The organism is Neobacillus drentensis, assembly GCF_036965425.1.
Classification (GTDB): domain Bacteria; phylum Bacillota; class Bacilli; order Bacillales; family Cytobacillaceae; genus Neobacillus; species Neobacillus drentensis_F.
This window is the reverse complement of the sequence record NZ_JBALPP010000023.1, coordinates 33775-56576: the sequence shown is the minus strand read 5'-3', so window position 1 is coordinate 56576 and position 22802 is coordinate 33775. Positions and strand designations below refer to the sequence as shown.

Here is a 22802-nt window from a genome sequence, read left to right as displayed (position 1 = left end):
AATAGTGTTAGTTAAAGGCCTGATTTTATGTTCACTTCGGTGTTTTTCTTATTCTTAAAGTGGTAGAAAATGAAACAGACCACCAAAAATCCTAACCCTGCTAGTAAACCGACTAGCTGTGTTGGGTCGAAGGCCAGGAATATTAGGATTGACACGCAGAATACGATACAAACTATTGGAATTAATGGATAAAACGGAACCTTGTATTGTAAATCCTCTAATTTACCGCCTGCACCCAAATATTTCTTTCGAAACATCAATTGGGAAAGAGCGATCCCAATCCACGAAATGGTCACCGATATACCTGCAATCGACATTAATAATACAAACACCGTGTCTGCAGCAATTACGCTTGTTAATAAGGATAAAAGCGAAAATATCATTGTAAACACTAGGGATGTGAAAGGAACTTTACGCTTTGACAGCTTTCCGAATACCTTCGGTGCCATTCCATCATGCGCCATCGCCCACAGTAGTCGGGTCGATGCATAAATGCAGGAGTTTCCAACAGAAAGAATGGCTGTCAGGATGACAAAATTCATAATATCTGGTGCAAATGGAATACCCGCTAAGTCCATCAATGTAACGAATGGACTTTCCAATAGTCCTAATTCCTTGTTTGGAAAAATCGCTGATAAAATGACAATTGAAGCTAAATAAAAGACGATAATTCTATACAGGACGTTCCGAATCGCACGTGGGATATTCTTTTGCGGATCCTCGCTTTCACCTGCTGCAATTCCAATCAATTCCGACCCTTGATAGGAAAAAATAACGTTCATCATGGTCACAAAAAGAATGACAAAACCAGCTGGAAACAATCCTGATGGAGCCAAGTTCTCTAAAAAGGGAGCCGGGCGGTCTTCTAATGGAATAATGCCAAAAATCGCGCCAAAACCAATAATGATAAAGAAAATGACAGCTACTACTTTAATACCCGCAAACCAATATTCCGCCTCAGCAAATCCCTTCGTCGTCAGGGCATTGAGCACGAATAGCAATGCAATAAAAACGGCACACCACACCCAGACCGAAATGTCTGGGAACCACCGTTTCATCAATATTCCTGCAGCGGTAAATTCTACACCTGCCGTAGTTGCAGATCCAATAAAATACATCCATCCGAGCGAAAATCCAGCAGATGGACTAATGAACTTACTGGCATATGTTTGAAACGACCCAGTTACTGGCATATGGACCGCGAGTTCCCCTAGGCACACCATGACAAGGTATAAAATGATTCCTCCAAATAAATACCCGATTAATGCACCGCCCGCACCTGCTTGGTTGATGGTATAACCAGCGTTTAAAAACAACCCCGTTCCAATGACTCCCCCCAAGGAAAGCATAAACAAATGCCTGCGTTTCATGGATCGATTTAATTGATTTTGCTGTTCCCCTTGTTCGACCATACCTCTTTCACCCCTTGTATTATACTAGCCTGTTGATTTCCACTCCAGGCGCGAGCGGTTCGCGGGCGGTTCGGGGAGCCTCCTCGGCGCTTTAGCGCCTGCGGGGTCTCCCCTGTCCCGTACTCCCGCAGGAGTCTCGCGCCTTCCGTTCCAATCAACACGGGCACATGATCAAAGATGTTCCTTAACACAGCCAGAGCCTACAATCCTCTTAAAAGCGCAGCGACAAGCAGCTTAATCCGCCGTCTAGCTTGCGGAATTCCGACATATCAAGCTCGATCGTTTGATAGCCCGCATCGTTAATCTTTTGTTTTGTGACTGGATATCCGGCCGGGATGATGACATAATCATTTACTCGAATACAGTTTGCCGCGTACTCCTCTTCCGGTGGGACAATAATTTTTTTATAAGAATTAAAATCTGGATGGTCGATGAATTCGCCTGCCACGACAACGGTTTGATTTCCTAAATAAGAGATTCCTGTTTTTAAATGAAAGAACTTTTCCAGCGGAACAATCGTTGCCTTATAGTTTTCTAATTCTAAAATCGTTTTTAATTGTTCGGCCCCTTCCTGATTCGTCCGCGTTGAAATTCCGATATAGAAATGGTCTTCAATTTGAAGAATATCCCCGCCCTCAAGTGTTCCAGGGGCTTTAATATAATAAATATTTTCATAGAAGGATTTGATAGAAGGTTCCATTGCATGGATTTCTCCATTCCTTGTTGGTGCTCCGGGATTGGAAATGACCGCGAATCTAGGTGTCAAAACGGCGGTATCCTCAACGAAGGTAGAATCCGGGAAATCCACGTGACTCTGAAGGACTGTTACCTCTGTTCCGCATTTTTTCAAAGCTTCAATATAGGCTTCGTGCTGCTCTAGAGCTTTTTCTAGTAAAGGTGTTCCTAAATCGGCTGTGGTTATGCCGTTGATGTAGTTCTCTCCAGGTACTCTGACAATTGTGTTATTAAACATGATTATTTCCCCCTTTTATTAATTACGGACCACTGGACACGTTAGACATGTCGGTCCGCCCGTTCCTAAATAAGAAATTTCATTGCCTTCATATTCGTAAACCGTTGCCCCAGCCTCTACTAATTTTTCCTTTGTGTAAGGGTTTCCAGAAACCATCACACATACGCGCGGTGCTAACGCAAGAACATTGCAGCCGAGTCGTTGATATTCCTCATCCGGCACTTCAATGAGCTGAAACCCCCGTTTGATAAGCATTTGTCGTAAAAAGACCGGCATCAACCGAGAATAAACAACAGCCAAATTGTCGTCGACAATACTAATAAATGACATGAGATGAAGACATTCTTCTTCCCCTTGATCATGAGGGAGCTGAACCACGATACATTCATCGACTATATCCCTAGTCATTTCCTTGATTTGTTCAATTGCCTCCTCATTGGTTCGGTAGCCGCGCCCAATTAATAATGTGCGATCATCGAGCCAAACAAGATCTCCCCCGTCTGCTGTCGCCTCTCCAGTGAGTTCTCCCAGAATAGGGATATCTTTTTCTAGCAAAAAGTTTTTATAGGCTTCAGCCTCAGACTGACGTAATTTTTTTCCTGATTTTAAAATAATCGCGCCATTTTTCGTAAATTTAACGGGATCATGGGCATAAAGCGAATCTAAACCAACAGCTTCTGAAGCAGGTAAATATTCAATATTTTCCACATGATTGTTCATAATCGCAAGAAATTGTTCATACTCCCGCTCTGCCTTGGTAAAATCAGGCTCACTGATATAATTGAATCTCTTCCATTCCTTTTTTAGATGCTCCTGATTAAGAAAAGCGTCTTTGGGATGCTTGACGATTACTCGGTTAAGCTTTTTATGCATCGATGCTAGCATGAATTTTAATTTCCTCCTTCCCTTTTTCCGCATAGTGGAATATAATTCTTATTAACGGAAAAACTTATATTTATGATATTAATGCAGCTGTTTTTGCATGTCAATATATTTAGAATTGACTGAAAAATAATTTTTAGGGGTTGAAGTAATGCAAACAATTGATCGAGCCATGCAAGTCATTAAAGTTCTTGCTGGAAACGACACGAAGCGCTGGTATTCCATTACTGATTTATCTAAGGAATGCGAGCTCCCGGTCAGTACGATGCATCGTTTGTTACATTCGATGATGCAGCATGGATTAATTCAACAGGAGGCCGAAACAAAACTTTATTCAATGGGGAATGCCTGGTTGGAGTATGGTTTGCAGATGTATGATACCTTTGATTTTGTCGGGCTTATCCGCCCTGAAATGGAGGCATTAATGCACGAGTGCGAGGAAAGTGTTTATTTTAGTAAACCCATTGGCCTGGAATCGTTAATCGTAGAAAGAATTGACTGTCCGCATAACCCGATCCGCATTTATGATCAGCTGGGGATCCGCATCCCGATGAATATTGGCGCCGCCAATAAGGCCATGGTAGCCCATATGCCCAAAAATGAGGCTGTAAAGATAGTTAAAAAGTTGGTACCTATCGAAGAAGACAAAGCGGACTTTTTAAATTTATTGAACAAAATTCGCAGCGATGGATTTGCCGAGAGTCATGGTGAAAGAACGAAAGGCACTTCATCAGTCGCTGCCCCAATCTTTGACCATTCTAATGAATTGATAGGTGCCATCAGCATCGGGTATGTCAGCTTTAATGTAACAGAAGAAAGAGAAAACTTTTTAAGAAATAAAGTGATGGAATACGGCATGCGCATTTCTACTAAATTGGGAAGAAAAAGAAGTTAGTGGTTGTCCACTAACTTCTTTTTTCATGAAAAAGGAATTTGGATAGTTTGTGCTTCTTCGAGTCTTTCCTGTTTAACGTTATAGACATCGCTTGTTAAGATTTTGATCCAGTCAATCTTATGGGTTTTTGTATCCTTTACAATAAAACCAAGGCTGCCGCGTTTTACTTCATCCCCTTCTAAAACGCCATTGAGATGTTCAAGATACATATCCTGATTCCAGTCTGCCTTTACACCCGTATTGGTCTCAAATAGTGCAACAGGAGCAAATTGCCGTTTTTCTTTTGATAGGTTTTTAATATCGACGCTTATTTTTATAAAGTCAAACTCTTCGGCTTCTGTTAACGGATGAAAATAGTCAATTAAACTGTAATCTGGGCGGTAATGAAGCAGCTTTACTTCCCTTATTGTGTACTCAATATCGCCAAAATGATAAGTCTTGTTTAGCTGCTTCATTGCTTTTAGTGTGGCTTCCCCTTTTTCATCCGTAAAGGACTGGCCTGGTCTTTGCAAAGTGGAGTCATCCGTCACCTGAGGGCTGTTATAATAGGCGTCGTGCTCCGCTTCTGAAACCTTTTTTTCTTGGGGTTGTTCAGCTTTCGAATTAGATTGAATAGATGAAAACGAACAGCCTGCTAGAAGAAAAATAAATGAAAAAATGAACATGATCTGTTTCACATTGATTCCTCCAATCGGGTAGAAAGGACTTTTTTGAAAAAGAATCCCGCCGCAAAGAGCAGCGGGATTCTTTTTATCATAGAAAACTTACTTATCTTCGATTACAGTTTTTTTATTGCCTTTTTCAAGGAGATCAAAAATGATTTTAGCATTATCAGTGTTGTCGATTTGACCTGCAAAGCGTTCGCTGGCAGGGCCAAATGCATATACATTTACGTCCTCACCCGTGTGACCGCCAGTTGTCCAGCCTGTGAATGAACGGGTGTCAATGATTTGTTCAATGGCATTATCGATATCTACCACTTTTTTGGAACCAGCAGCATCTTTAACTGACTGAATTTCTTTATCGGTTAAAGGAAGATCAAGATATTTGGTCAACGTATCTTTCACATCAGCACCACCTGCGATTTGCTCAGCCATAAAATCCGGTGTGCGTTTCGCTGCCTTAATAGGAGCACTGAACCAGTTGTACTCGCCACGGGCACCAATGGAGTAACCGCCGGTAGAATGGTCAGCCGTTGCTACAACCAGAGTATGCCCATCCTTTTTAGCGAAATCAATCGCTGCTTTGAACGCTTTTTCGAAGTCTTCCATTTCACTCATGGCACCGACGATATCATTGTCATGTCCGGCCCAGTCAATTTGGCTTCCCTCCACCATCAAGAAGAAGCCTTTTTTATTTTGATTTAGGCGTTCAATGGCCGCATTCGTCATATCGGCAAGAGAAGGCATTTCTTCTGTACGGTCAATCATTTTCGGCATGCCGCGCTTCGCAAAAAGCCCAAGCACCTGGTCATTGTTATCCTTTTTCAATTCCTGAAGGTTTGAAACAGCGCTGTAGCCATCCTTTTGGAATTCCTCAACAAGGTTGCGATCTTTGCGAATAAATAAATCCGAACCGCCGCCGAGAAGGACGTCAATCTTGTGTTTTCCGTTAACCTTTTCATCAAAATAATCATCCGCTATCGCATTCATATTATTACGGTTTACATCATGCGAACCAAAGGATGCTGGCGTTGCATGCGTGATTTCAGAAGTCGCGACTAGCCCTGTTGCTTTTCCCTGTTCTTTCGCAGCTTCAAGTACTGTTTTCACTTCTGATTGATCATTGTCGACCGCTATGGCGGCATTGTAGGTTTTTACTCCTGCGGCCATCGCTGTCGCAGCCGATGCCGAGTCGGTTACATTCTGTTTCGGATCTTCCGGGTATGTAGTTTGCTGCCCGACGAGGTATTTATCTAACTCAGTAGGTTCAACGAATTTAGTAGCATGATTATCCTTTAAATAACGGTAGGCTGACGTATAGGAAACACCCATTCCATCACCAATAAGAAAAATTACGTTTTTAATTTCAGCATTGGTGTTTACTGGTTTATTTATTTGCGCCTTCACAGCGTTTGTACCTTCAAGACCCGCAAACGCTACAGTTGAGACCATAGCTAATGGAAGAATCTTTTTAACTAGATTTTTCTTAAACAATTTAATTTCCCCCTTTAATATAGATCGTACGATTTTCATTATAGAGAGGTAGTTTTAAGTCAATGTAAAGAATTGTAAACGTGCGAAAACCAAAAAAGAGAATTATTAGGAATTTTACCCCAGTCCTTTTAAAAAAATTGATAAAATTTCTAATTTCTAGCGCCCTCTCCTCCTACTTCTTACCTATATTCCTTAACCATTTCTTTACAAAATACGAACAATTGCTGTTTCTTAACTTTTTCTTTAATTATTTGAAATATTGTTGTATCTTTGATAGTAATGAATTAAATTTCGAAAGGCGAAACGTATGTGGAAAAACAGAAATGTATGGATTTTATTAACGGGAGAATTTATTGCCGGACTAGGTTTGTGGTTTGGCATAATTGGTAATTTGGAATTCATGCAGGGCATGCTCCCGTCAGACTTCTTAAAATCACTCCTTCTAGCAGGTGGACTGCTTGCAGGAATTGCGGTTGGGCCATATGCCGGCAGACTTACTGATCATTCAAGTAAGAAAAGGGTTATGCTTATCGCTGGTTTTGTGAGGGCTGTCAGTGTAATTTTTATGCTCATTGCAATTGCAACTAACTCAATATGGTGGATGGCCATTTTTCTAGTCTTGCTTCAAATTTCAGCCGCTTTCTATTTTCCTGCCCTTCAAGCAGCCCTTCCAATGGTCGTTCCTGATAAGGAACTGCTCCGTTTAAATGGAGTTTATATGAATGTCTCGACCCTTTCCCGTATTATCGGAACAGGATTAGCCGGATTATTGCTGGTCATCATGCCGCTATCGATGCTTTATATGAGTTCTCTGGTTGCCTATATCGGATTATTCATCCTTACTTGGTTCTTGGATATTGATGAAAGCAAGGGAATTCAGCTAGTTAAGAAAAGCACTATAGAAAAGACCAGATTTAAAGATGTTTTTCCGATTATAACAAATCTTCCAATTGTTTATATGACCCTCATCATGACACTGGTCCCCGTTTTGTTTCTCGGAGGATTTAATCTTTTGGTGATTAATATCAGTGAAATTCAGGATAGTTCCGCCATTAAAGGGTTGATTTACACGGCGGAGGGTATCTCCTTTATGATTGGTGCTTTCTTCATCAAACAAATCAGTGACAGAATTACCCCCTATTTCATTCTGTTTGCTTGTTCCTTTTTGATTGGGTTATCGGAGGTAATGCTCTATTTAGCAAACCTCCCGGTGGTAACAATTGCCGCCTTTGTGTTATTTGGATTTTCTGTCGGCTGTTTTTTCCCGACAACGGCCACTATCTTCCAAACAATGGTACCAAAGAATTTCCATGGACGATTCTTCTCTTTCCGAAACATGCTTGACCGAATCAGCTTCCAGATTGTTCTTCTTATTAGCGGATTTCTGTTAGATTTGATTGGTCTTCAGCTCATGTGTGTCCTTTTCGGAAGTCTATCGCTTATCATGACCGCTATCTTTTATTTAAGGCACCAACACATGCAAAGCCGTACCCGCACAATCAATCAAGAAAAATAAAAAAACCGGCCCCATTCACTATTTGTGATTGGGGCAGGTTTTAATTTTAAAAGTGATTGGTGGAGAAGATTGGTTTTAGTTCTTTTTCTGGTTCGGTATAAGCTTTGGCGCTGTTGACGGCGGTGGGGCCTTCGGAGAAGCCGCCAGCGATTAGGTGCAGTTTGTTTTGATAGCTGGCGATATCCCCTGCAGCAAAGATTCCAGGAATATTCGTTTGCATGAAACTGTCCACTTTAATACTGCCATTTTCGAATTCCAGCCCCCACTCCTTGATGGGACCCAGGTCAATCGAAAATCCATGATTCACAAGAACTTCTTCAACAACAATGTTCTGTATTTCTTCCGTCTCAAGATTCTTCACACGAACGCTGTTCAGCCGGTCCTCTTCCCCAGACAGCCCTTCCATTACAAACGGTGTCAGAATGGTTGCTGTTGAGTTCCGGAGGTTCGAAATATTTCTTTCCAGGCCTGAAAATTCCTTACGGCGGTGAACAACCGTTACGTGCTTTGCTATCGGGAGCAATTCGTTCGCCCAATCCACAGCTGAATTGCCGCCGCCAGAAATCAGTACGTGTTTGCCGCTAAAATTCTTCAGTGTTTCCACCATATAATGCAGATTCTGTCCTTCATATTTCTCTGCCTCTTCAAGGTCAAGCCTGGCGCTCTTCAACGTGCCGAAACCAGTCGTTAAAATAATGGTGCGAGTATGATGCTTTTCGCCATTATGGCTGGTCAAAAGAAATGTTCCATCCGTTAATCTTTCTAACCCAACTACCTGCTCGTTCAGAACAATCGTCGGCTCGAAGGTTCTGGCCTGTTCTTCCAGCTGCCGGATCAAATCCTCCCCCGTAATGGCAGGAATACCCCCGATATCGCGGATCATTTTTTCCGGATAGAAATAGGAAACCTTTCCGCCCAAATACGGCAAAAATTCAATAATCTTCGTTTCCATTTCTCTCATGCCACAATAAAAAGCGGTGAATAGGCCCACAGGACCTCCGCCAATGATGGTTACGTCGAAAAGCTTCATCTCATTCCACATCCATTTCCACTGCTCTAAATATTCACTACCTTTTGCTTCGCTGTCTGGTGCTCTTTTTGAATTAAATCATAAGAAAGACAAACAGGCTTTTGCGTCCGAGGATCCTTGACAATCTCGGCATCAATTTGAAAAACGATTTTTAAAACTTCATGGGTCATGACTTCGTCAGCGGTACCTTCTTTTACTAATTTCCCCTTCCGCATAGCAACCATATGGTGGGAAAAACGGGAGGCATGATTAAGATCGTGAATAACCATCACAATCGTCCGTCCTTCTTCCCGATTCAATTTTTCCAACAGCTGCAAAATCTCCAGCTGATGCGCCATGTCCAGATAGGTAGTAGGCTCATCGAGAAGCAAAAGATCCGTTTCCTGCGCAATGGCCATCGCAATCCATGCCCGTTGTCGCTGTCCTCCAGATAGTGCATCAACAGGATGATCGGCGAATGTTGATAATCCTGTAACATCCAACGCCCATTGAATCACCTTTTTATCCTCATTCGACAGCCTGCCAAAGCCGCTTTGATGCGGAGAGCGGCCGAACGAAATCAATTCGTAGACCGTTAAACCGCTTGGTGCTTCCGGGCTTTGCGGAAGCACAGCCATCTTTTTAGCGATTTCTTTAGTCGGAATCTTGTGTATCATTTTTCCGTCCAGGTAAACAACCCCCGACTTTGCTGGATGAACTCGAGCAATCGTTTTTAAAATCGTCGATTTACCGCAGCCATTTGCACCGATGATAGTGGTTATTTCCCCTTTATTTATGTTCAAATTCAATTCTTCTACAATGATTTTATCTCCATATCCTATTTGAAGATTCTCTGTTGAAAGTGAGACCATGCTCAGCTCCCCCTTTATTTTGCTTTCATAAGCAGGTAAATAAAATATGGTGCACTAAACACTGCCACTACAATTCCAACCGGTATTTCGGTTGGGGTGAGCAGATTTTTGCCGATCGTATCTGCCAATAGCACCAGTAACGAGCCTAAGATGGCGGTCACCGGAAGAAACAGCTGATGCCTTGGGCCAATTAATCGTTTCGCTATATGCGGTGCAACCATTCCAAGGAAGACGATGCCGCCCCCTGCCGCCACACTAAATCCTGAAAGCGCCACGGCTGTGACAAGGAGCAGGCGCCTTTCCTTTTCTACCCTAACTCCGAGTCCTGTCGCGACCTGATCACCTAAATTTAAAAGATTTAAGATATGCCCTTTATATATAGCAAATGGCAGCAGCACTAATATTAACGGGGCCAGGACCCCAACCATTTTCCAGTTCGCTCCCCAAATATCACCGGAGAGCCAGACCGCCGCTTGCATAAAGTTTTGCGGATTCATTTTTAATTGAAAAATCATAATCGCGGCACCAAAGCCGGAATTCACACCAATACCAACTAAAATCAACCGGACAGGATCAATTCCTTTTTTCCAAGCTAAAACGTAGATAACCAGGGCCGCAATACATGCACCGACAAAGGCGAACAGCGGCATTAAAAAGGTGCCAAAAGTACTAATACTGTTCATGGAGCCTTGGAAAAAATAGATAAATAAAATGACAGCGAAACCAGCTCCGGTGTTAATTCCCAAAATCCCTGGGTCAGCCAAATCGTTTTTGGAAACTCCTTGGAGAATCGCACCGGCAACGGCTAATCCGGCTCCGATTAATAAGGCTAAAATCATCCTTGGGAGGCGGAAATCTACCAGAACGAGCTGATCACGAGCTGTTCCCATGCCGATCAATGTCTTCAACACATTGATTGGAGAAATCCGCACCACACCTAAATTCAAGCTGATGATAAAAAGAATGATTGTAAGCAGCAATAAAATGCTGATGGTTGCGATAAATTTATTTTGCTTTGCTTTCAATACGTTCATTAAAGCCCTCTCCTTTCGCCGCGTGCCAGATAGAGGAAAAAGGGAACTCCAATGATAGCGGTAATCGCACCAACCGGTGTTTCAAACGGTGCGTTCACCATTCTAGCCGCAATATCCGCCAATACGAGCAATAATCCTCCTAAAACAGCGGAAATCGGGATGATCCAGCGGTAATCCGAGCCGATAATAAAACGGGTAATATGCGGGATGACCAGCCCTATGAAGCCGATGGCCCCCGCTACTGAAACCGCTGCCCCTGTCAGCACAAGGACAACGATGACTCCAAGTGATTTGACGAGAAGGGTATTTTGTCCAAGCCCTTTTGACACCTCTTCCCCGAGGCTCAGAATCGTAATCGATCGTGAAATATACATGGAAAGTAAGAGTCCGAGTCCGCCAGCAACAAGCAAAATCTTTACAGAGCCCCAATTCATTGAAGTTAACCCGCCGGCATACCAAAAGCTCATGTCCTTCGCCACTTGAAAATGAAGTGCAATCGCGCTCGAGAAGGCGCTCAGCATCGCGCCGACTGCTACTCCGGCAAGGGCGAGCTTAACCGGTGTCAAACCTCCTTTTGAATAAGCGCCAATCATGAAAACGAGCATGACGCCAAGTCCCGCTCCGACAAAAGAAGAAAAAGTAAGACTTAAAAGGGTCGCTGCAGGGAAAAATGCCAGTGTAATGACTAAGGCAAAAGCAGCTCCATCGGTCACCCCCATGATCGATGGTGAAGCGAGCGGATTCCGTGTCAGTCCTTGCATGACAGCACCTGATACAGCAAGCAAGGCTCCTACCAGAACTGCACCTATGGCTCTTGGCAAACGGATTTCTTGAATGATTTGGTGAGAGGTAACATCAGGATTAAAGTGCGAGACTGCTTCCCACACTGTTGCTAATTTGATATTTGCCGCTCCGTAAGCAATCGATAAGCCCATGGATAGGATAATTAATATAAGCCCAAAAATGATAACACTTGTTCCTTTTAGGGATGTTCTTTTTTTCATATAGGGTAAAGAACTACCTTCTTGTTGTATTTCATTTTCACGCAAAAATGAACACCCTTTCTAATTTGAAAAAAGCTATAAAAAGCTCCTAAAGTAATGATAATCATTATCATTAAGTATAAAGAGCAACTACTGATATTTCAATATATTAGTAGTAGAAATACAACTTCCAGAATTATCCCTCGAAATCTCTTCACAAGTTTCAAGGAATCTTGGTGTTTTGATTATTGACTATCGACTTGAAAATGATTATCATTTGCATTAACAGAAGATTTTCACTATATCAGGAGGAAAAACAATGTTTAAAAATCGCCTTTATTTATCTATTACATTCTTACTTTTGTTAGTTTTTGCAACCGCCTGTGGAAATACAGATAATACAGAACCTAGCAAGAAAACAGAAGACAAAAATGCGGAAGTCAAATTACAGGACGCCATGGGTGAAGTGACGATTCCAGCGAATCCAAAGCGTATCCTTGCCCCATATTTAGAGGATTCATTATTGGCTTTAGGGGTAAAACCAGCGGCTCAATGGTCGATTGGCGATACCGTATTAGATTATTTGCAGCCTGAATTAAAGGGTGTTCCAAAAATCGGCTGGGATCTTCCATTGGAACAAGCGATCAGCAACAATCCTGATTTAATTATTTTCAGTTCTCCTACAGCGATTCAAAAAGGACAGTACGAGGAATATAAAAAAGTTGCTCCAACTTACGTGTTCAAAGACGAGGTTAGTGCAGACTGGCGTAAACAAGTTACCCAGATGGGTGAAATTTTAAATAAGCAAAAGAAAGCCAAGGATGCCTTAGCCAAGTATGATACCAAGGTTTCTGAAGCGAAAGCGAAAATCCAGGATGCTATTGACGGGGAATCAGCCGCCATTATTTGGGTAATGGCTGACAAGTTTTATCTAATGGAAAACAATCGTTTCAGTGCAAATGTTCTTTATGGTGATCTAGGCATTAAGCAGCCAGCCTTCGTCGAAGGCTTAGGAAAAGCTGCAATCCAGTGGGACCCAATTGCGCTTGAAAAATTACCTGAAATCAAAGCAGACCATATCTTCTTAGTCAGCAAAAAAGGGGAACCTGGATTAGACATCTTAGCGAAAAGCTCCATCTGGAACGGCCTTGATGCAGTGAAAAACGGACACGTTTATGAAATGAACGACCCAAGCAACTGGACCATAAACGGACTAATCGCCAGCGAAAAAACAATAGACGAAGTCGTCAAAGCCTTAACAAAATAGCAACAGTGTAAAAAACAAATGGTGTCAGGCACCTCCCGTGGACAAATGTCCACGAGTGGTGCCTGACACCCTAATATACTATCTAGTATTCTTTTTTTTGCGTTGAGTTTATCCAGGCTTGGAAAGGGGAGTAGGTATTTTCGGGGAGTAAACGAATCATTGGGATACTTCGTTTTTCCACAGGCAGGGATATATGATCATATATAAATTGGTCGTCGAAGCCAATTTTTGCTGCGTCTTCTTTTGTACAGCCGTAATAAATTGTCTTGAGCCTGGACCAATAAATGGCACCAAAACACATCGGACATGGCTCGCAGCTTGTATAAAGCTCACAATCTGTCAATTGGTAGCTATCTAAAAATTCACAGGCCGCTCGAATTGCTTGAATCTCGGCATGTGCTGTGGGGTCCTTCTTTGTCGTTACTTGATTACGGCCGACACCGATAATTTGGCCGTTTTTTACCACTACTGCACCAAATGGCCCGCCGCTGTTAGTGATCACATTTTCATTAGCAATATCCACGGCCATCTTCATAAATATCTCTTCTCTCATAAACTACCCCCATCCCTTTTCAAATTCCCTTAACTTAATTTATTAGCTCTAGGCAGGAAAAAGAATTGTAAATTGATTACACCATACACTTTTTAACTAAAAAAACTAGCTTTCTCATTTTGAGAAGCTAGTTTTTCCTAACTATTAGCGTTATTTATTTTTCTTTTTAATAGGAAAATATGAAATGATTTTACTTCTATAAGTTTACTATTAAAAAAGTAGTTCGTATAAGTCTGAAATTTTGTACAATGGTAATATAGGTTAATTCTGCTCAAAAATAAGTCTTCGGGCAATAATTCTAAGGCTATATTTTTGATAACATTTGGTGAAAGGACTTGAACGATTATGCTAAAAGCTAGGGTATACGACTTATCGTTATTTTTTATTTCATTAGTCATAGCTTTTGGTTCTTCTGAATTTCAGATCGTTAATTCCTACTATATAAAAGCCCTGATTCTTTTCTGGTTTTTCTCTGTCCTGTATTTTCGCCTCCGGGTATTTTCTAAAAATGGCAGTACGAATATTGAATATGGCATTAGCTATGACTTATCCATGGTCTTGTTCGCTGGCCCATTAGGTTTGCTAATATTTGAAACGATTTATCGTTTTACCGTTTACTCTTATCGGAAATGGACTAAAACCGCGGATCCTAGTGAATTATCGGATACTTTTTATAATATTGGCTGCTTTGTCATAACGAACTCGATTGCCTATTTCCTGTTCCAGCATTTTATAGGAAGTTTTCAATCTGTTCCTTTTGGCTTTTGGATCATGATGTTTCTCTTAGTCTGTATTTCCTCTTATCTTTCAGGTACATTTATGGTAATTGTTTTTGTAATATTGGGAGAATTAAAATCTTCCAAAGAGGCAATCGATTTTATTTTTAGGGGGATTAGCTTCCTCGACTATGGGAAGGTGGCCGTTTCGAATGGAATGCTGTTCATTTTTCTCCAAAATAAAAGCTGGGAAATGTTAATTATCGTATTTATTTTGAATTATATCGTTAGCCGTTCCTTTTACTCCAAATCCCAGAGTATACAAAACAAGGTTGAACGGGACCAATTCGAGCAAATGGCCTATACGGACTTTTTGACCGGGGTATTTAATCGGACCTTTATGGATAAAAAAATGGCTGAGCTCAATCAAACGGGTGAAAGTATTGGAATTGTCGTGGCTGATATTGACAAATTTAAAGTCATTAATGACAGTTACAATCATGCGGTGGGCGATAAGGTCATTCAGCACTTTGCTGCAACCTTAAAAAGCTATCTGGATGTTGATGATTTTCTGTTTCGAAGCGGCGGCGAGGAGTTCACTCTCTGCATCAGAAGAAGAGATTTCGATGAAACGTTGACTTTGATAAATAGAATGCTTGGGGGAATAGCTAACAATTCCGTCGCAGTTGAATATAACGGAGAACAGCTTTTTATCTCCTATACCGCTTCATTTGGACTCTACTACTATAAAGTAAACGAACATATCTCGATGGAAAAAGGCTATATCCTTGCCGATGAACTCATGCTCCAATCCAAACAACATGGCAGAAACAAAATATCCGTCATCAACGGCTTACTAAACGAAAAAGTGGTCTAACCTATTAGAATAGTTAGACCACTTTTTTTAATTGTTGATGGTGTCAGGCACCATTAAAAGACATTTCCACGTTTTTGTCCGCGTGGGATGGACACTTCAAAACTTAGTCTGCCAGCAGGCTTTGTATGTATTGGTCCGCGCGTTGAATCATCATTTCGTCAGTTAGTCCTGTGATTCCAAATGCTGTCCAGCCGGAATAAACTTGTGGCGGTCCCGGGAGTATTTCAATTAAGGACAGGATGTCCCAATATGGATCATAGTTGAACCCTGTGGAACCTGAGTGCCTTTGATATGCTGCTAAGAATGCGTCCGCTATGTGTGTGCCGTATAAAAGAGCTAAATTCAACCGGCAGTGGCCAACATCAATTCCAACAGGCCCCCGGCAGGCATTTACCCAATCGACTACCCCGCTGACTTCATGCCCTTCCCATAAAACATTAGCCGGATGATAATCTCGATGGATGAAGCACTGCTTAGTGTAGGGACGAGGTCCTCTTATTCGATTAATAGCCTTTTTCCATAAGTATGGACAGCTTGTCCAAGTGGGGATATCCAAGGTGTTGATATCAAGGTAGGGGTTGTAAGACCATGGGAAGTCTTCTGCGTCCACGGAGTGTATCTGAACTAATGTTTCAGCAAGACCGTCCAGCCATAGATTCATGTTTGCCGGACTCAGGTCTACAATGCCCGGGAGCCTCGTCATCAGCACGGCTGGCACTTGACAGGATATACCAGTTATATCATATGCAACTATTTTTGGTGTCTGAATGCCCATTCGTGCTGCCCTTTGTAGACTCTCTGCTTCATGCAGGGCCAAATCTGGCTCTGCCAGTACCCAGTCTTCATTGTCGAATAACCGTAAAACGAGTTCTGAGACTCCTTGTTCACCCTGAATTGATAGCCCGTATACACTAGAAGACGTTCCGCCTTTTAGCGGACTAATAGAGTGCACTTTTGCTTTCCGATCCACTGAATCTATGACCCATTTTAAATCGTTACCCGATAATCCGTATTTATAATCATCGAACACAAACAGTCCCCCCTCATATGAATCTTCTTCCAATTCTATTCTTTAAATTAATATAACAATGATGGAACAATCAAACAAACCAAAAAGTAAAAGAAAATCGGTGTCAGGCACCTAATGTCCATCCACAGAGGACAAATAGAGGGATTTGTCCTCGAGCGGTGCCTGACACCATAAGACCGTTTAATATTTTTTTTCACGGCAGTTTTTACAGACTTTGATTTTTTCGTTTGTTTCTGTTGTGTGTGGGTACAGAAGCTTTATTCTTGTTCTCCCGCACAATGGGCATGTCCCCCGGCCGTTTGATGGCAGGTAGCTGATTGTTTTTCCTCGGTTTCTCTTCGCCATTTCCATCCATCCCTATCCAAAAAAATCTCGTTTCTATATCTAATGTTGAACAGGCATAAAGATTGATAGGCATTTAATTGTTTTTATTACTAAAGGTAAATATTGTGATGCCATTCATTTAAAAAAATTCTCTACCCTTTAAAGGTTTTAGAATCTCCATTAAAATGAGCAACACTTATCCAATAAAAAAGATTCCAAAACACTGTAAAATTCTACAAGAACCTACATAAAAAGTAACAATCCCCATACTTTATCACTGTTTAAAGATATTTAAAAATATAGACCCTTAGTATACAAACATTAATATACCCATAAAACTCCTAACCCTTATAAAACTTTTATAATAGGGATTTATCCCTATCAAAATACTATTCTAGAATCATTGGGAATATTTCGCTTTCTGAAATTTTTGTAAAACGAATATACTTTTTCATTCTAAATTTCTGACAAAATATACAGAATATTGAATTTACAATAGGCTTGTATCATTAAAATTGGATGAGAAAATTTTTGGGGGTGCAAGTATTTGGTTAAAAAGAAATGGAAACGAAATCTAATGCTGATGTCCGCTATCACCGGACTAGGATTCACGACTCTATATCCTGGTCTCACGACGAAGACCCAGGCGAGCGGTCTGCCCGATCAGCCTCTGCCAAAGGAGGAATCGGTCTCTGTTGTTCAGTTGGAGGTTCCTAATCAAAAAGCAAAGGACAAGCTGCTAGAACTTGGAATTGACCTTGCACACAGGGCCAGCGAACACAGTGGAATTTTAGAAGTAGACGCCGTGGTTACACCTACTGAGCTTGCTATGTTAAAAACCTTTGGAATCAAGGTAAAGGACACCTTAATCACAGAAAAGGAATGGAAGGCCAGAACAGCAGAGAGACAGACTGCCGTACAGCAGGAGGCGAATCTGACCGCTGCTGAAGATTCTGTTAAAATTCTTCGGGCAAACTATTACACGAATCAATCTGAAACCTTCCTATACGTTGAAGCAAAAACAAGTGCCGGTGCTGCAGCAAGTACGGCTCTCACGGCCACCTGGACAGAAAATGGAGTTGAGAAATCAGCAACCCTGGAAAGATTTGAAGATGCGAATCAATATATGTACCACTTTCTTGAAATACCCGTCAGCTCCATCCCATCATCTGTAAAAATCACCAGCAATCTAGGCGGATTCGCTGTGAGCTCCGTTACCGAGTGGCTAGGTGTGGACAAGCCTGGAAGTCCAAAGAAACACTATGTTAAAGATTTTGTCGACCATTATATGGCACCTGCAGAACTATATGAGCGGGCCAATAAATTAGCAAAAGAATTTCCTGATTTAGTAGAAATTATTGACATGCCAAATAAAACAAACGGCTATCGCCGCTTAGCACAGGCGACAGTGGGCAGCTCTACTAATTCCTCAGTTGTGATTACTTCAAAAGTATGGGGCCATGAAGGCGGAAATGATATTTCAGTAGAGTTCCGAAATCCTGAAATCAGCGATTCTCCTTTGAAAGTAACAATAGACGGTAAAAAGATTTTAGTAGATTTGGCTACAGATTCTTCCGCTAAGGTTACAAGTACTGCAAAACAAGTTGTGGATGCCCTTAATTCTGATGCCAAAGAACTTGTATCCGCAACTACATATCGCGGTATTGCTGGTGCAGAGACGGTTTCCCCAGCGACTGCAACGTTAACTGACGGATTAAAAGCTCCCGCTAGCGTTTCCCGTGATCCTTTTACAGTAAAAGCAATCCGTATTGGAAAACACCGTGATGGTTCAAAGCCAGGTGTCCTTGGGTATGCTCAGGAGCACGCCCGTGAATGGGTAACACCTCTTGTAACAATTGAAACGGCTGAACGGCTGCTCCGAAACTATGCCTATAATGGAGAAACGAAGAAACTCGTTGATAACCTGGATATTTTCCTTGTACCAACTGTAAATCCGGACGGAGCTAATTACAGCTTCTACGATTACAATATGCAGCGCAAAAATATGACTAATTATTGCGGTCAAGACAAATCAGATCAAGGATTCCGGAATTCTTGGGGCGTCGATATTAATAGGAACCATTCCGTTGGTTCGGCTTTTGATGGTTATGTTGGTGCATCAACTACAAATTGTACAAGCAGTACTTACGCCGGTCCATCCGAAACGTCAGAGCCAGAAGCTAAAAATATAGTCTGGCTCGCCGATAAGTTTTCAAACATTAAATTCGCGATGAATATTCATAGCTATGGCGGGTATTTTATGTGGTCACCGGGTGCTTATGATGCAAATCGAACAACACTGCCACGTCCGACTGCAGGTGAAGAAGCCTTCTATTGGGCAGCCTCAGATACCATCCTTAACGATATTCAGGACCACAGGGGCACAGTCATTCTTCCAAGCCGTACAGGTCCAGTACCAGATGTTCTATACTCTGCAGCAGGCAACTCTGCCGACTACCTATGGTACGCAAAAGGCATTTATGCCTGGGATTTCGAGGTTGGAGCAGATTTATGGAATAAAGATAGGCAAAGATGGGAAGCAGTGGGATTCCAGCCCGCATTTTCAGAAGGCCATGAAGAAGCCATGGAATTTGCCAACGGTTTAATTGGCATGATAAAAGTGGCTTACAATAATTCGAAGGATCACCAGCCGCCTTCCTCAAAAGCCGTGCCAGGCAATGGTAAATTCTCCGGTCCGGTTGAGGTCAGCTTTGAAACGAGTGAGGCAGCAACTATTTACTATACACTCGACGGCAGACGTCCAACTTTTGAATCCGAAAAAATCAAGTTAAGTGGAATTCGTGAAGATGCGGAAACGTTGAAAGTTGATAAAACCACAACTATCAATTGGTTTGCAGTTGATGCAGCCGGAAACATTGAAAAAAATTACAATCCACTTAGCAAAGGAAATAACTTTAACTCTGTAACCTTAACAATAAAGTAATAATAGATTGGGAGGTTGGCCTTTTATGGTCAACCTTTTTATCATATCAAAAAGTAAAAACCCAGTTCTCTGCTGAACCGGGCTTTTCTTAATCGTTAACGTTTTATTTTTCAAAAATCGCATTTGATAATAGGCGGAATAGGTAATCGGTGTGATCACGGAAGCCTGCTTCTAAACCGATCATGGTAACGTCTTTATTTTTCTCTTTTACCATTATTGCCTTTCCTTTTGCGGCACTATTGTTTTGCCAGTGCCCTGCCATAAAGAAATCGTCAGAGTCTGCTAGAGTTGCCGCAACTTCATCATTATCGGTTCCTGTATACCAGGCTGGACGATATACGAAACCAAGATCATTCGGCTTGTAACTAGCGGTTAACCCGGAACCTTCATAGTTCACCTTTACAATTCCGTTAGAGTTAGACCCTCCAGAATTTATCGTGTCATCGGTAAGGCCTAGCGTGAACGTTGCTCTTGAGGCACCTGCACCAACCGCAATATATTGTCCACCTGCATTCATAAAATTATTAAGATTAGCTTTAAAGGAATCTAGTTGGCCGGCATTTTGGAAACCAAATTCTTTGTTCGCTGCTGATAGGTTCGTAGAAATTAAACTCTCGGTACCGCTGTATACAAAAACATCGAAGCCATTCAAGCCACTTTCTGCAACCTCAACCGGTGTGACCTCTGTCACCTGGAAGCCAAGTCGTTTTAATGCAAGCTTTGTTCCGCTGTGGGATTGTTGTTTCCCCATCCCGCCGTCTTTCAAAATGGCTACTTTTAAATTATTAAGTGTGGCTGCATCCGCAGGAATAGCAGCTTTTGATCCCACCTGCAAGCCTGACGCTTTCACCGCGGCAGAGATTTGATTTGCTGCGGCTTCTGTGTAGAAATTACCCTGTTGGTCACGTTTTACAGCAACACCTTGTTGAAGCAATGTATTTACTAGATTAACAGCTTTTACGGAGCTATTCGGAATTAGATATGGGCCTTTACCGGTAACAGCACCTTGTTCTGAGACCTGATTTACTTTGGTTGTTGTCACATCCACTGAATTTTGTGTTGGCAGCGCTTCAAAGCCCCAAAGTTCTGGCAGGCTCCATGCTGAGATATCATACATGGCTGGTGTATCATCCGTAATGTCTTCCCCATCCCAAAGCATTGTATTGGCCAACCCTGCTTTCGCCTGATCCATTTTTACAATATACGTTCCTTTAGAATAAGTTTTTCCATCTGCTTCAAACGCTTTTGTAGCTTGGACCACTTCGATATCATTGTTTAATAAGTGATTAACAGCTTTATCTGTTACTGTAGGGTCCTTTTCGTCAACTGGCAGGATATAAGCTTTCGGGAAAAATCCATCTGGATGGTAAGGATGGTCAAAATTGATGCCGCGTTTAAACATTTCAATTTGGTCTGAAATCATTGCTTGTTTATTTGCGGTTGCAAATTTTAGAGCACCCATAATGGCATTATACTGCCAGCGGACACCGTCCAAGTCATTGGTTGGCGCTTCTAGCGTATGACCATATGCACCATGGTACATTGCATACATTGGTGTAAAGATTGGCGGATAATCATCCCAGCCTGCCTGATCATCACGTTGTGGAACGTAAACACCTTCCATGCTTTTGTAGAGATCCCCGGTAAATTCTTTTTTATCTGCCATGATATTGGCTTCCATTGCCTCTGCCTGCTGATAAGCCCACTTGTTATATAGATCGTACTCATAGTTTGGATTATGCGGCGGTGTACAAGGCTCAATTAATCCTTGACGGTTTGGTGCGTAATTCTTTACATATCCATGGGTATCTAGGAATACCATCGGATTCCATTCTTTGATAAGCCCCACGGTTTCCTTCGTTTCCGGCTGTGACTGTGTGATAAAGTCACGGTTCAAGTCAATCCCTTCACCGTTAAAACGAGTGGCATTAACACGTCCATCAGGGTTTTGCACAACATTAAAAATGAGAATGTTATTTTCCAAAATTCCCTTTGTTTCCTGGTCATTTTGTGTGGCAAAACGTTCTATTAATTGCAGAACAGCATCGCTTCCTACAAATTCAGTCCCATGAATGGAGCCATTAATCATAATAGGAACTTTAAAGTCTGGATTTGCCGCAATCCAATCCTGGGCCTTCCCTGGATTTTTAAACATCTGCTTTCTAAGTGCTTGGATTTTGCCAAACTTACCTTGTGTAGTTGGATCGGCAATCGTGACAACATATAGAGGATGCCCATCTGCTGACTTTCCGCGAACTTCAACTTTCATTCTATTAGATTGTTTGGCAATTTCATTTAATTTTGTACCAATTTGTGAGAACTTCACAAAATCATAGTTCTCACTATTAAACTTGCTGCCATCCTGTTCTTCGTATGTATTTACGTTTGTCCATTTTGGGCCCTCAGCAAAACCTGATGACCACGGAACCATTGAAATTATACTAACAGCCAAAAAACTGGCAGCAGCTTTTCTCTTAGTGTTTTTCTTCATAATTAACCCCCAAAAATGTATTTTTATAATAAAATATGTATTTTTATTTACGAGGATTATTATATTAATAATTCCAAAATATAGCATCCTACTAATTCCCTGTACAAATAAGGAAATTTTTTAGGTACAAGGACGTATATAAATATACAAGCATCACGGCCATTGATAAGAAATGCTGTGTCCATCCTATACACACAAATGTCCATAAGTGGTGCCTGACACCACTTTAAAAGGCATATTTTCAAAGCAGGCGAATATAACACAGTAGGGAATCTAAATGGACATTTAACATTTGAGGGGAGTTTGCTTATGAATCAAATCATTTTTGGAAACCTGGTGGAAACGAGGAAGCAGTTATTAGATGAAATTACTACCTTAAGTTTTGAAGAACTGAATACTGTTTTACGAAGTGACACGTGGAGCGTGGCTCAAGTATGTTATCACCTTTATTTAGCAGAAAAATCATTTGTACATGGGATTAATTATGCTCTGAAACAAAAGGACAGCCCAAAGGTCGAACCAAAATCAATCGATAATATCTCCGACCGTACAAAGAAAATTGACGCACCAAGTTTCGTTATACCTAGTGAAGAACCCTTTGAAATTCACCACATCCTCAATATGCTTAAGGAATCGAGAACGATGCTGCTAAACGTTTTAAACAAAATCGAAAACGATTCCATTTTGCGTGATAAATCAGCAAAACATCCTCTATTTGGCGAACTCCCCCTTATTCAATGGATTGAACTTATCTATTTACATGAACAGAGGCACATCGAACAAATCAACGAAATCAAATCGCAAATTCTTTGATTTAGGCTATTTTCGCAAAGATTGTTGTTATACGCATAAGTTCATCAACCCGTTA

Annotated in this window: 19 protein-coding genes; 6 read left to right on the top strand and 13 right to left on the bottom strand. The window is 41.5% G+C overall.

Going from position 1 to position 22802, the window contains the following annotated elements:
• Positions 1 to 11: 11 nt before the first annotated feature.
• The 3 genes from V7161_RS06950 to V7161_RS06940 all read right to left on the bottom strand — a co-directional run bounded on the left by V7161_RS06950 (position 12) and on the right by V7161_RS06940 (position 3270).
• On the bottom strand, positions 12 to 1412 hold the full coding sequence (locus V7161_RS06950) for an amino acid permease (protein WP_335443446.1): 1401 nt from the start codon (positions 1410 to 1412) through the stop codon (positions 12 to 14).
• A gap of 211 nt (positions 1413 to 1623) precedes the next feature.
• On the bottom strand, positions 1624 to 2385 hold the full coding sequence (locus V7161_RS06945) for a dimethylarginine dimethylaminohydrolase family protein (protein ID WP_335443444.1): 762 nt from the start codon (positions 2383 to 2385) through the stop codon (positions 1624 to 1626).
• 18 nt (positions 2386 to 2403) lie between these two features.
• Complete coding sequence (locus V7161_RS06940; RefSeq protein WP_335443443.1) at positions 2404 to 3270, bottom strand: dimethylarginine dimethylaminohydrolase family protein; 867 nt, start codon at positions 3268 to 3270, stop codon at positions 2404 to 2406.
• Between the two features lie 148 nt (positions 3271 to 3418).
• Between V7161_RS06940 and V7161_RS06935 the strand changes: the two genes are divergently transcribed.
• A complete protein-coding gene (locus V7161_RS06935) occupies positions 3419 to 4162 on the top strand; it encodes an IclR family transcriptional regulator (RefSeq protein WP_335443442.1) in 744 nt (247 codons plus the stop codon).
• 23 nt (positions 4163 to 4185) lie between these two features.
• Here V7161_RS06935 and V7161_RS06930 read toward each other — a convergent pair whose 3' ends face one another.
• Positions 4186 to 4839, bottom strand: a complete 654-nt coding sequence (locus V7161_RS06930) for a DUF4352 domain-containing protein (protein WP_335443440.1) — start codon at positions 4837 to 4839, stop codon at positions 4186 to 4188.
• A gap of 87 nt (positions 4840 to 4926) precedes the next feature.
• The gene (locus tag V7161_RS06925) at positions 4927 to 6357 is read right to left on the bottom strand and encodes an alkaline phosphatase (protein ID WP_420491587.1); all 1431 of its coding nucleotides are present in this window, start codon (positions 6355 to 6357) and stop codon (positions 4927 to 4929) included.
• 268 nt (positions 6358 to 6625) lie between these two features.
• Between V7161_RS06925 and V7161_RS06920 the strand changes: the two genes are divergently transcribed.
• Positions 6626 to 7834 carry an MFS transporter gene (locus tag V7161_RS06920; protein WP_335443436.1) on the top strand — a complete coding sequence of 403 codons (1209 nt, stop codon included), beginning with the start codon at positions 6626 to 6628 and terminating at the stop codon, positions 7832 to 7834.
• A 46-nt stretch (positions 7835 to 7880) separates the two neighbouring features.
• Here V7161_RS06920 and V7161_RS06915 read toward each other — a convergent pair whose 3' ends face one another.
• The 4 genes from V7161_RS06915 to V7161_RS06900 are packed head-to-tail and all read right to left on the bottom strand — an operon-like array spanning position 7881 to position 11753.
• Positions 7881 to 8876, bottom strand: coding sequence for an NAD(P)/FAD-dependent oxidoreductase (locus V7161_RS06915; RefSeq protein WP_335443434.1), 996 nt, complete (start codon positions 8874 to 8876; stop codon positions 7881 to 7883).
• 14 nt (positions 8877 to 8890) lie between these two features.
• Positions 8891 to 9715, bottom strand: coding sequence for an ABC transporter ATP-binding protein (locus V7161_RS06910; RefSeq protein WP_335443432.1), 825 nt, complete (start codon positions 9713 to 9715; stop codon positions 8891 to 8893).
• A 14-nt stretch (positions 9716 to 9729) separates the two neighbouring features.
• A complete protein-coding gene (locus V7161_RS06905; protein ID WP_335443538.1) occupies positions 9730 to 10740 on the bottom strand; it encodes a FecCD family ABC transporter permease in 1011 nt (336 codons plus the stop codon).
• Between the two features lie 8 nt (positions 10741 to 10748).
• Positions 10749 to 11753 (bottom strand): FecCD family ABC transporter permease, encoded by a 1005-nt coding sequence (locus V7161_RS06900; RefSeq protein ID WP_335443536.1) that lies wholly within the window; start codon positions 11751 to 11753, stop codon positions 10749 to 10751.
• Positions 11754 to 12051: 298 nt separating this feature from the next.
• Here V7161_RS06900 and V7161_RS06895 point away from each other — a divergent pair, with 298 nt between their 5' ends.
• Positions 12052 to 12999 carry an iron-hydroxamate ABC transporter substrate-binding protein gene (locus V7161_RS06895; protein ID WP_335443430.1) on the top strand — a complete coding sequence of 316 codons (948 nt, stop codon included), beginning with the start codon at positions 12052 to 12054 and terminating at the stop codon, positions 12997 to 12999.
• A gap of 82 nt (positions 13000 to 13081) precedes the next feature.
• Here the strand turns inward: V7161_RS06895 and V7161_RS06890 are convergent, their stop codons facing one another.
• Entirely contained in the window at positions 13082 to 13552 is a 471-nt protein-coding gene (locus tag V7161_RS06890; protein ID WP_335443428.1) for a nucleoside deaminase, read from the bottom strand.
• Between the two features lie 345 nt (positions 13553 to 13897).
• Between V7161_RS06890 and V7161_RS06885 the strand changes: the two genes are divergently transcribed.
• Complete coding sequence (locus V7161_RS06885) at positions 13898 to 15145, top strand: GGDEF domain-containing protein (RefSeq protein WP_335443427.1); 1248 nt, start codon at positions 13898 to 13900, stop codon at positions 15143 to 15145.
• Between the two features lie 103 nt (positions 15146 to 15248).
• Here the strand turns inward: V7161_RS06885 and V7161_RS06880 are convergent, their stop codons facing one another.
• Positions 15249 to 16175: a phosphotransferase family protein gene (locus tag V7161_RS06880; protein WP_335443426.1), complete on the bottom strand. Its 927-nt coding sequence runs from the start codon at positions 16173 to 16175 to the stop codon at positions 15249 to 15251.
• A gap of 180 nt (positions 16176 to 16355) precedes the next feature.
• Entirely contained in the window at positions 16356 to 16520 is a 165-nt protein-coding gene (locus tag V7161_RS06875) for a hypothetical protein (protein WP_335443424.1), read from the bottom strand.
• A gap of 526 nt (positions 16521 to 17046) precedes the next feature.
• On the opposite strand from V7161_RS06875, the gene V7161_RS06870 reads away from it, so the two are divergent.
• Positions 17047 to 19443, top strand: coding sequence for a M14 family metallopeptidase (locus V7161_RS06870; RefSeq protein WP_335443422.1), 2397 nt, complete (start codon positions 17047 to 17049; stop codon positions 19441 to 19443).
• A 103-nt stretch (positions 19444 to 19546) separates the two neighbouring features.
• Here the strand turns inward: V7161_RS06870 and V7161_RS06865 are convergent, their stop codons facing one another.
• The gene (locus V7161_RS06865; RefSeq protein WP_335443420.1) at positions 19547 to 21934 is read right to left on the bottom strand and encodes a M14 family zinc carboxypeptidase; all 2388 of its coding nucleotides are present in this window, start codon (positions 21932 to 21934) and stop codon (positions 19547 to 19549) included.
• A gap of 309 nt (positions 21935 to 22243) precedes the next feature.
• Between V7161_RS06865 and V7161_RS06860 the strand changes: the two genes are divergently transcribed.
• Positions 22244 to 22747, top strand: a complete 504-nt coding sequence (locus tag V7161_RS06860) for a DinB family protein (RefSeq protein ID WP_335443418.1) — start codon at positions 22244 to 22246, stop codon at positions 22745 to 22747.
• Positions 22748 to 22802 lie beyond the last annotated feature (55 nt).

What these genes read in the sequence shown, in the direction of transcription:
- V7161_RS06900 (WP_335443536.1), bottom strand. Translation starts at nt 11,753, where the DNA reads ATGAAAAAAAGAACATCCCTAAAAGGAACAAGTGTTATCATTTTTGGG.
- V7161_RS06885 (WP_335443427.1), top strand. Translation starts at nt 13,898, where the DNA reads ATGCTAAAAGCTAGGGTATACGACTTATCGTTATTTTTTATTTCATTA.
- V7161_RS06875 (WP_335443424.1), bottom strand. Translation starts at nt 16,520, where the DNA reads ATGGCGAAGAGAAACCGAGGAAAAACAATCAGCTACCTGCCATCAAAC.
- V7161_RS06945 (WP_335443444.1), bottom strand. Translation starts at nt 2,385, where the DNA reads ATGTTTAATAACACAATTGTCAGAGTACCTGGAGAGAACTACATCAAC.
- V7161_RS06925 (WP_420491587.1), bottom strand. Translation starts at nt 6,357, where the DNA reads ATGAAAATCGTACGATCTATATTAAAGGGGGAAATTAAATTGTTTAAG.
- V7161_RS06915 (WP_335443434.1), bottom strand. Translation starts at nt 8,876, where the DNA reads ATGTGGAATGAGATGAAGCTTTTCGACGTAACCATCATTGGCGGAGGT.
- V7161_RS06935 (WP_335443442.1), top strand. Translation starts at nt 3,419, where the DNA reads ATGCAAACAATTGATCGAGCCATGCAAGTCATTAAAGTTCTTGCTGGA.
- V7161_RS06865 (WP_335443420.1), bottom strand. Translation starts at nt 21,934, where the DNA reads ATGAAGAAAAACACTAAGAGAAAAGCTGCTGCCAGTTTTTTGGCTGTT.
- V7161_RS06940 (WP_335443443.1), bottom strand. Translation starts at nt 3,270, where the DNA reads ATGCTAGCATCGATGCATAAAAAGCTTAACCGAGTAATCGTCAAGCAT.
- V7161_RS06895 (WP_335443430.1), top strand. Translation starts at nt 12,052, where the DNA reads ATGTTTAAAAATCGCCTTTATTTATCTATTACATTCTTACTTTTGTTA.
- V7161_RS06910 (WP_335443432.1), bottom strand. Translation starts at nt 9,715, where the DNA reads ATGGTCTCACTTTCAACAGAGAATCTTCAAATAGGATATGGAGATAAA.
- V7161_RS06890 (WP_335443428.1), bottom strand. Translation starts at nt 13,552, where the DNA reads ATGAGAGAAGAGATATTTATGAAGATGGCCGTGGATATTGCTAATGAA.
- V7161_RS06860 (WP_335443418.1), top strand. Translation starts at nt 22,244, where the DNA reads ATGAATCAAATCATTTTTGGAAACCTGGTGGAAACGAGGAAGCAGTTA.
- V7161_RS06950 (WP_335443446.1), bottom strand. Translation starts at nt 1,412, where the DNA reads ATGGTCGAACAAGGGGAACAGCAAAATCAATTAAATCGATCCATGAAA.
- V7161_RS06920 (WP_335443436.1), top strand. Translation starts at nt 6,626, where the DNA reads ATGTGGAAAAACAGAAATGTATGGATTTTATTAACGGGAGAATTTATT.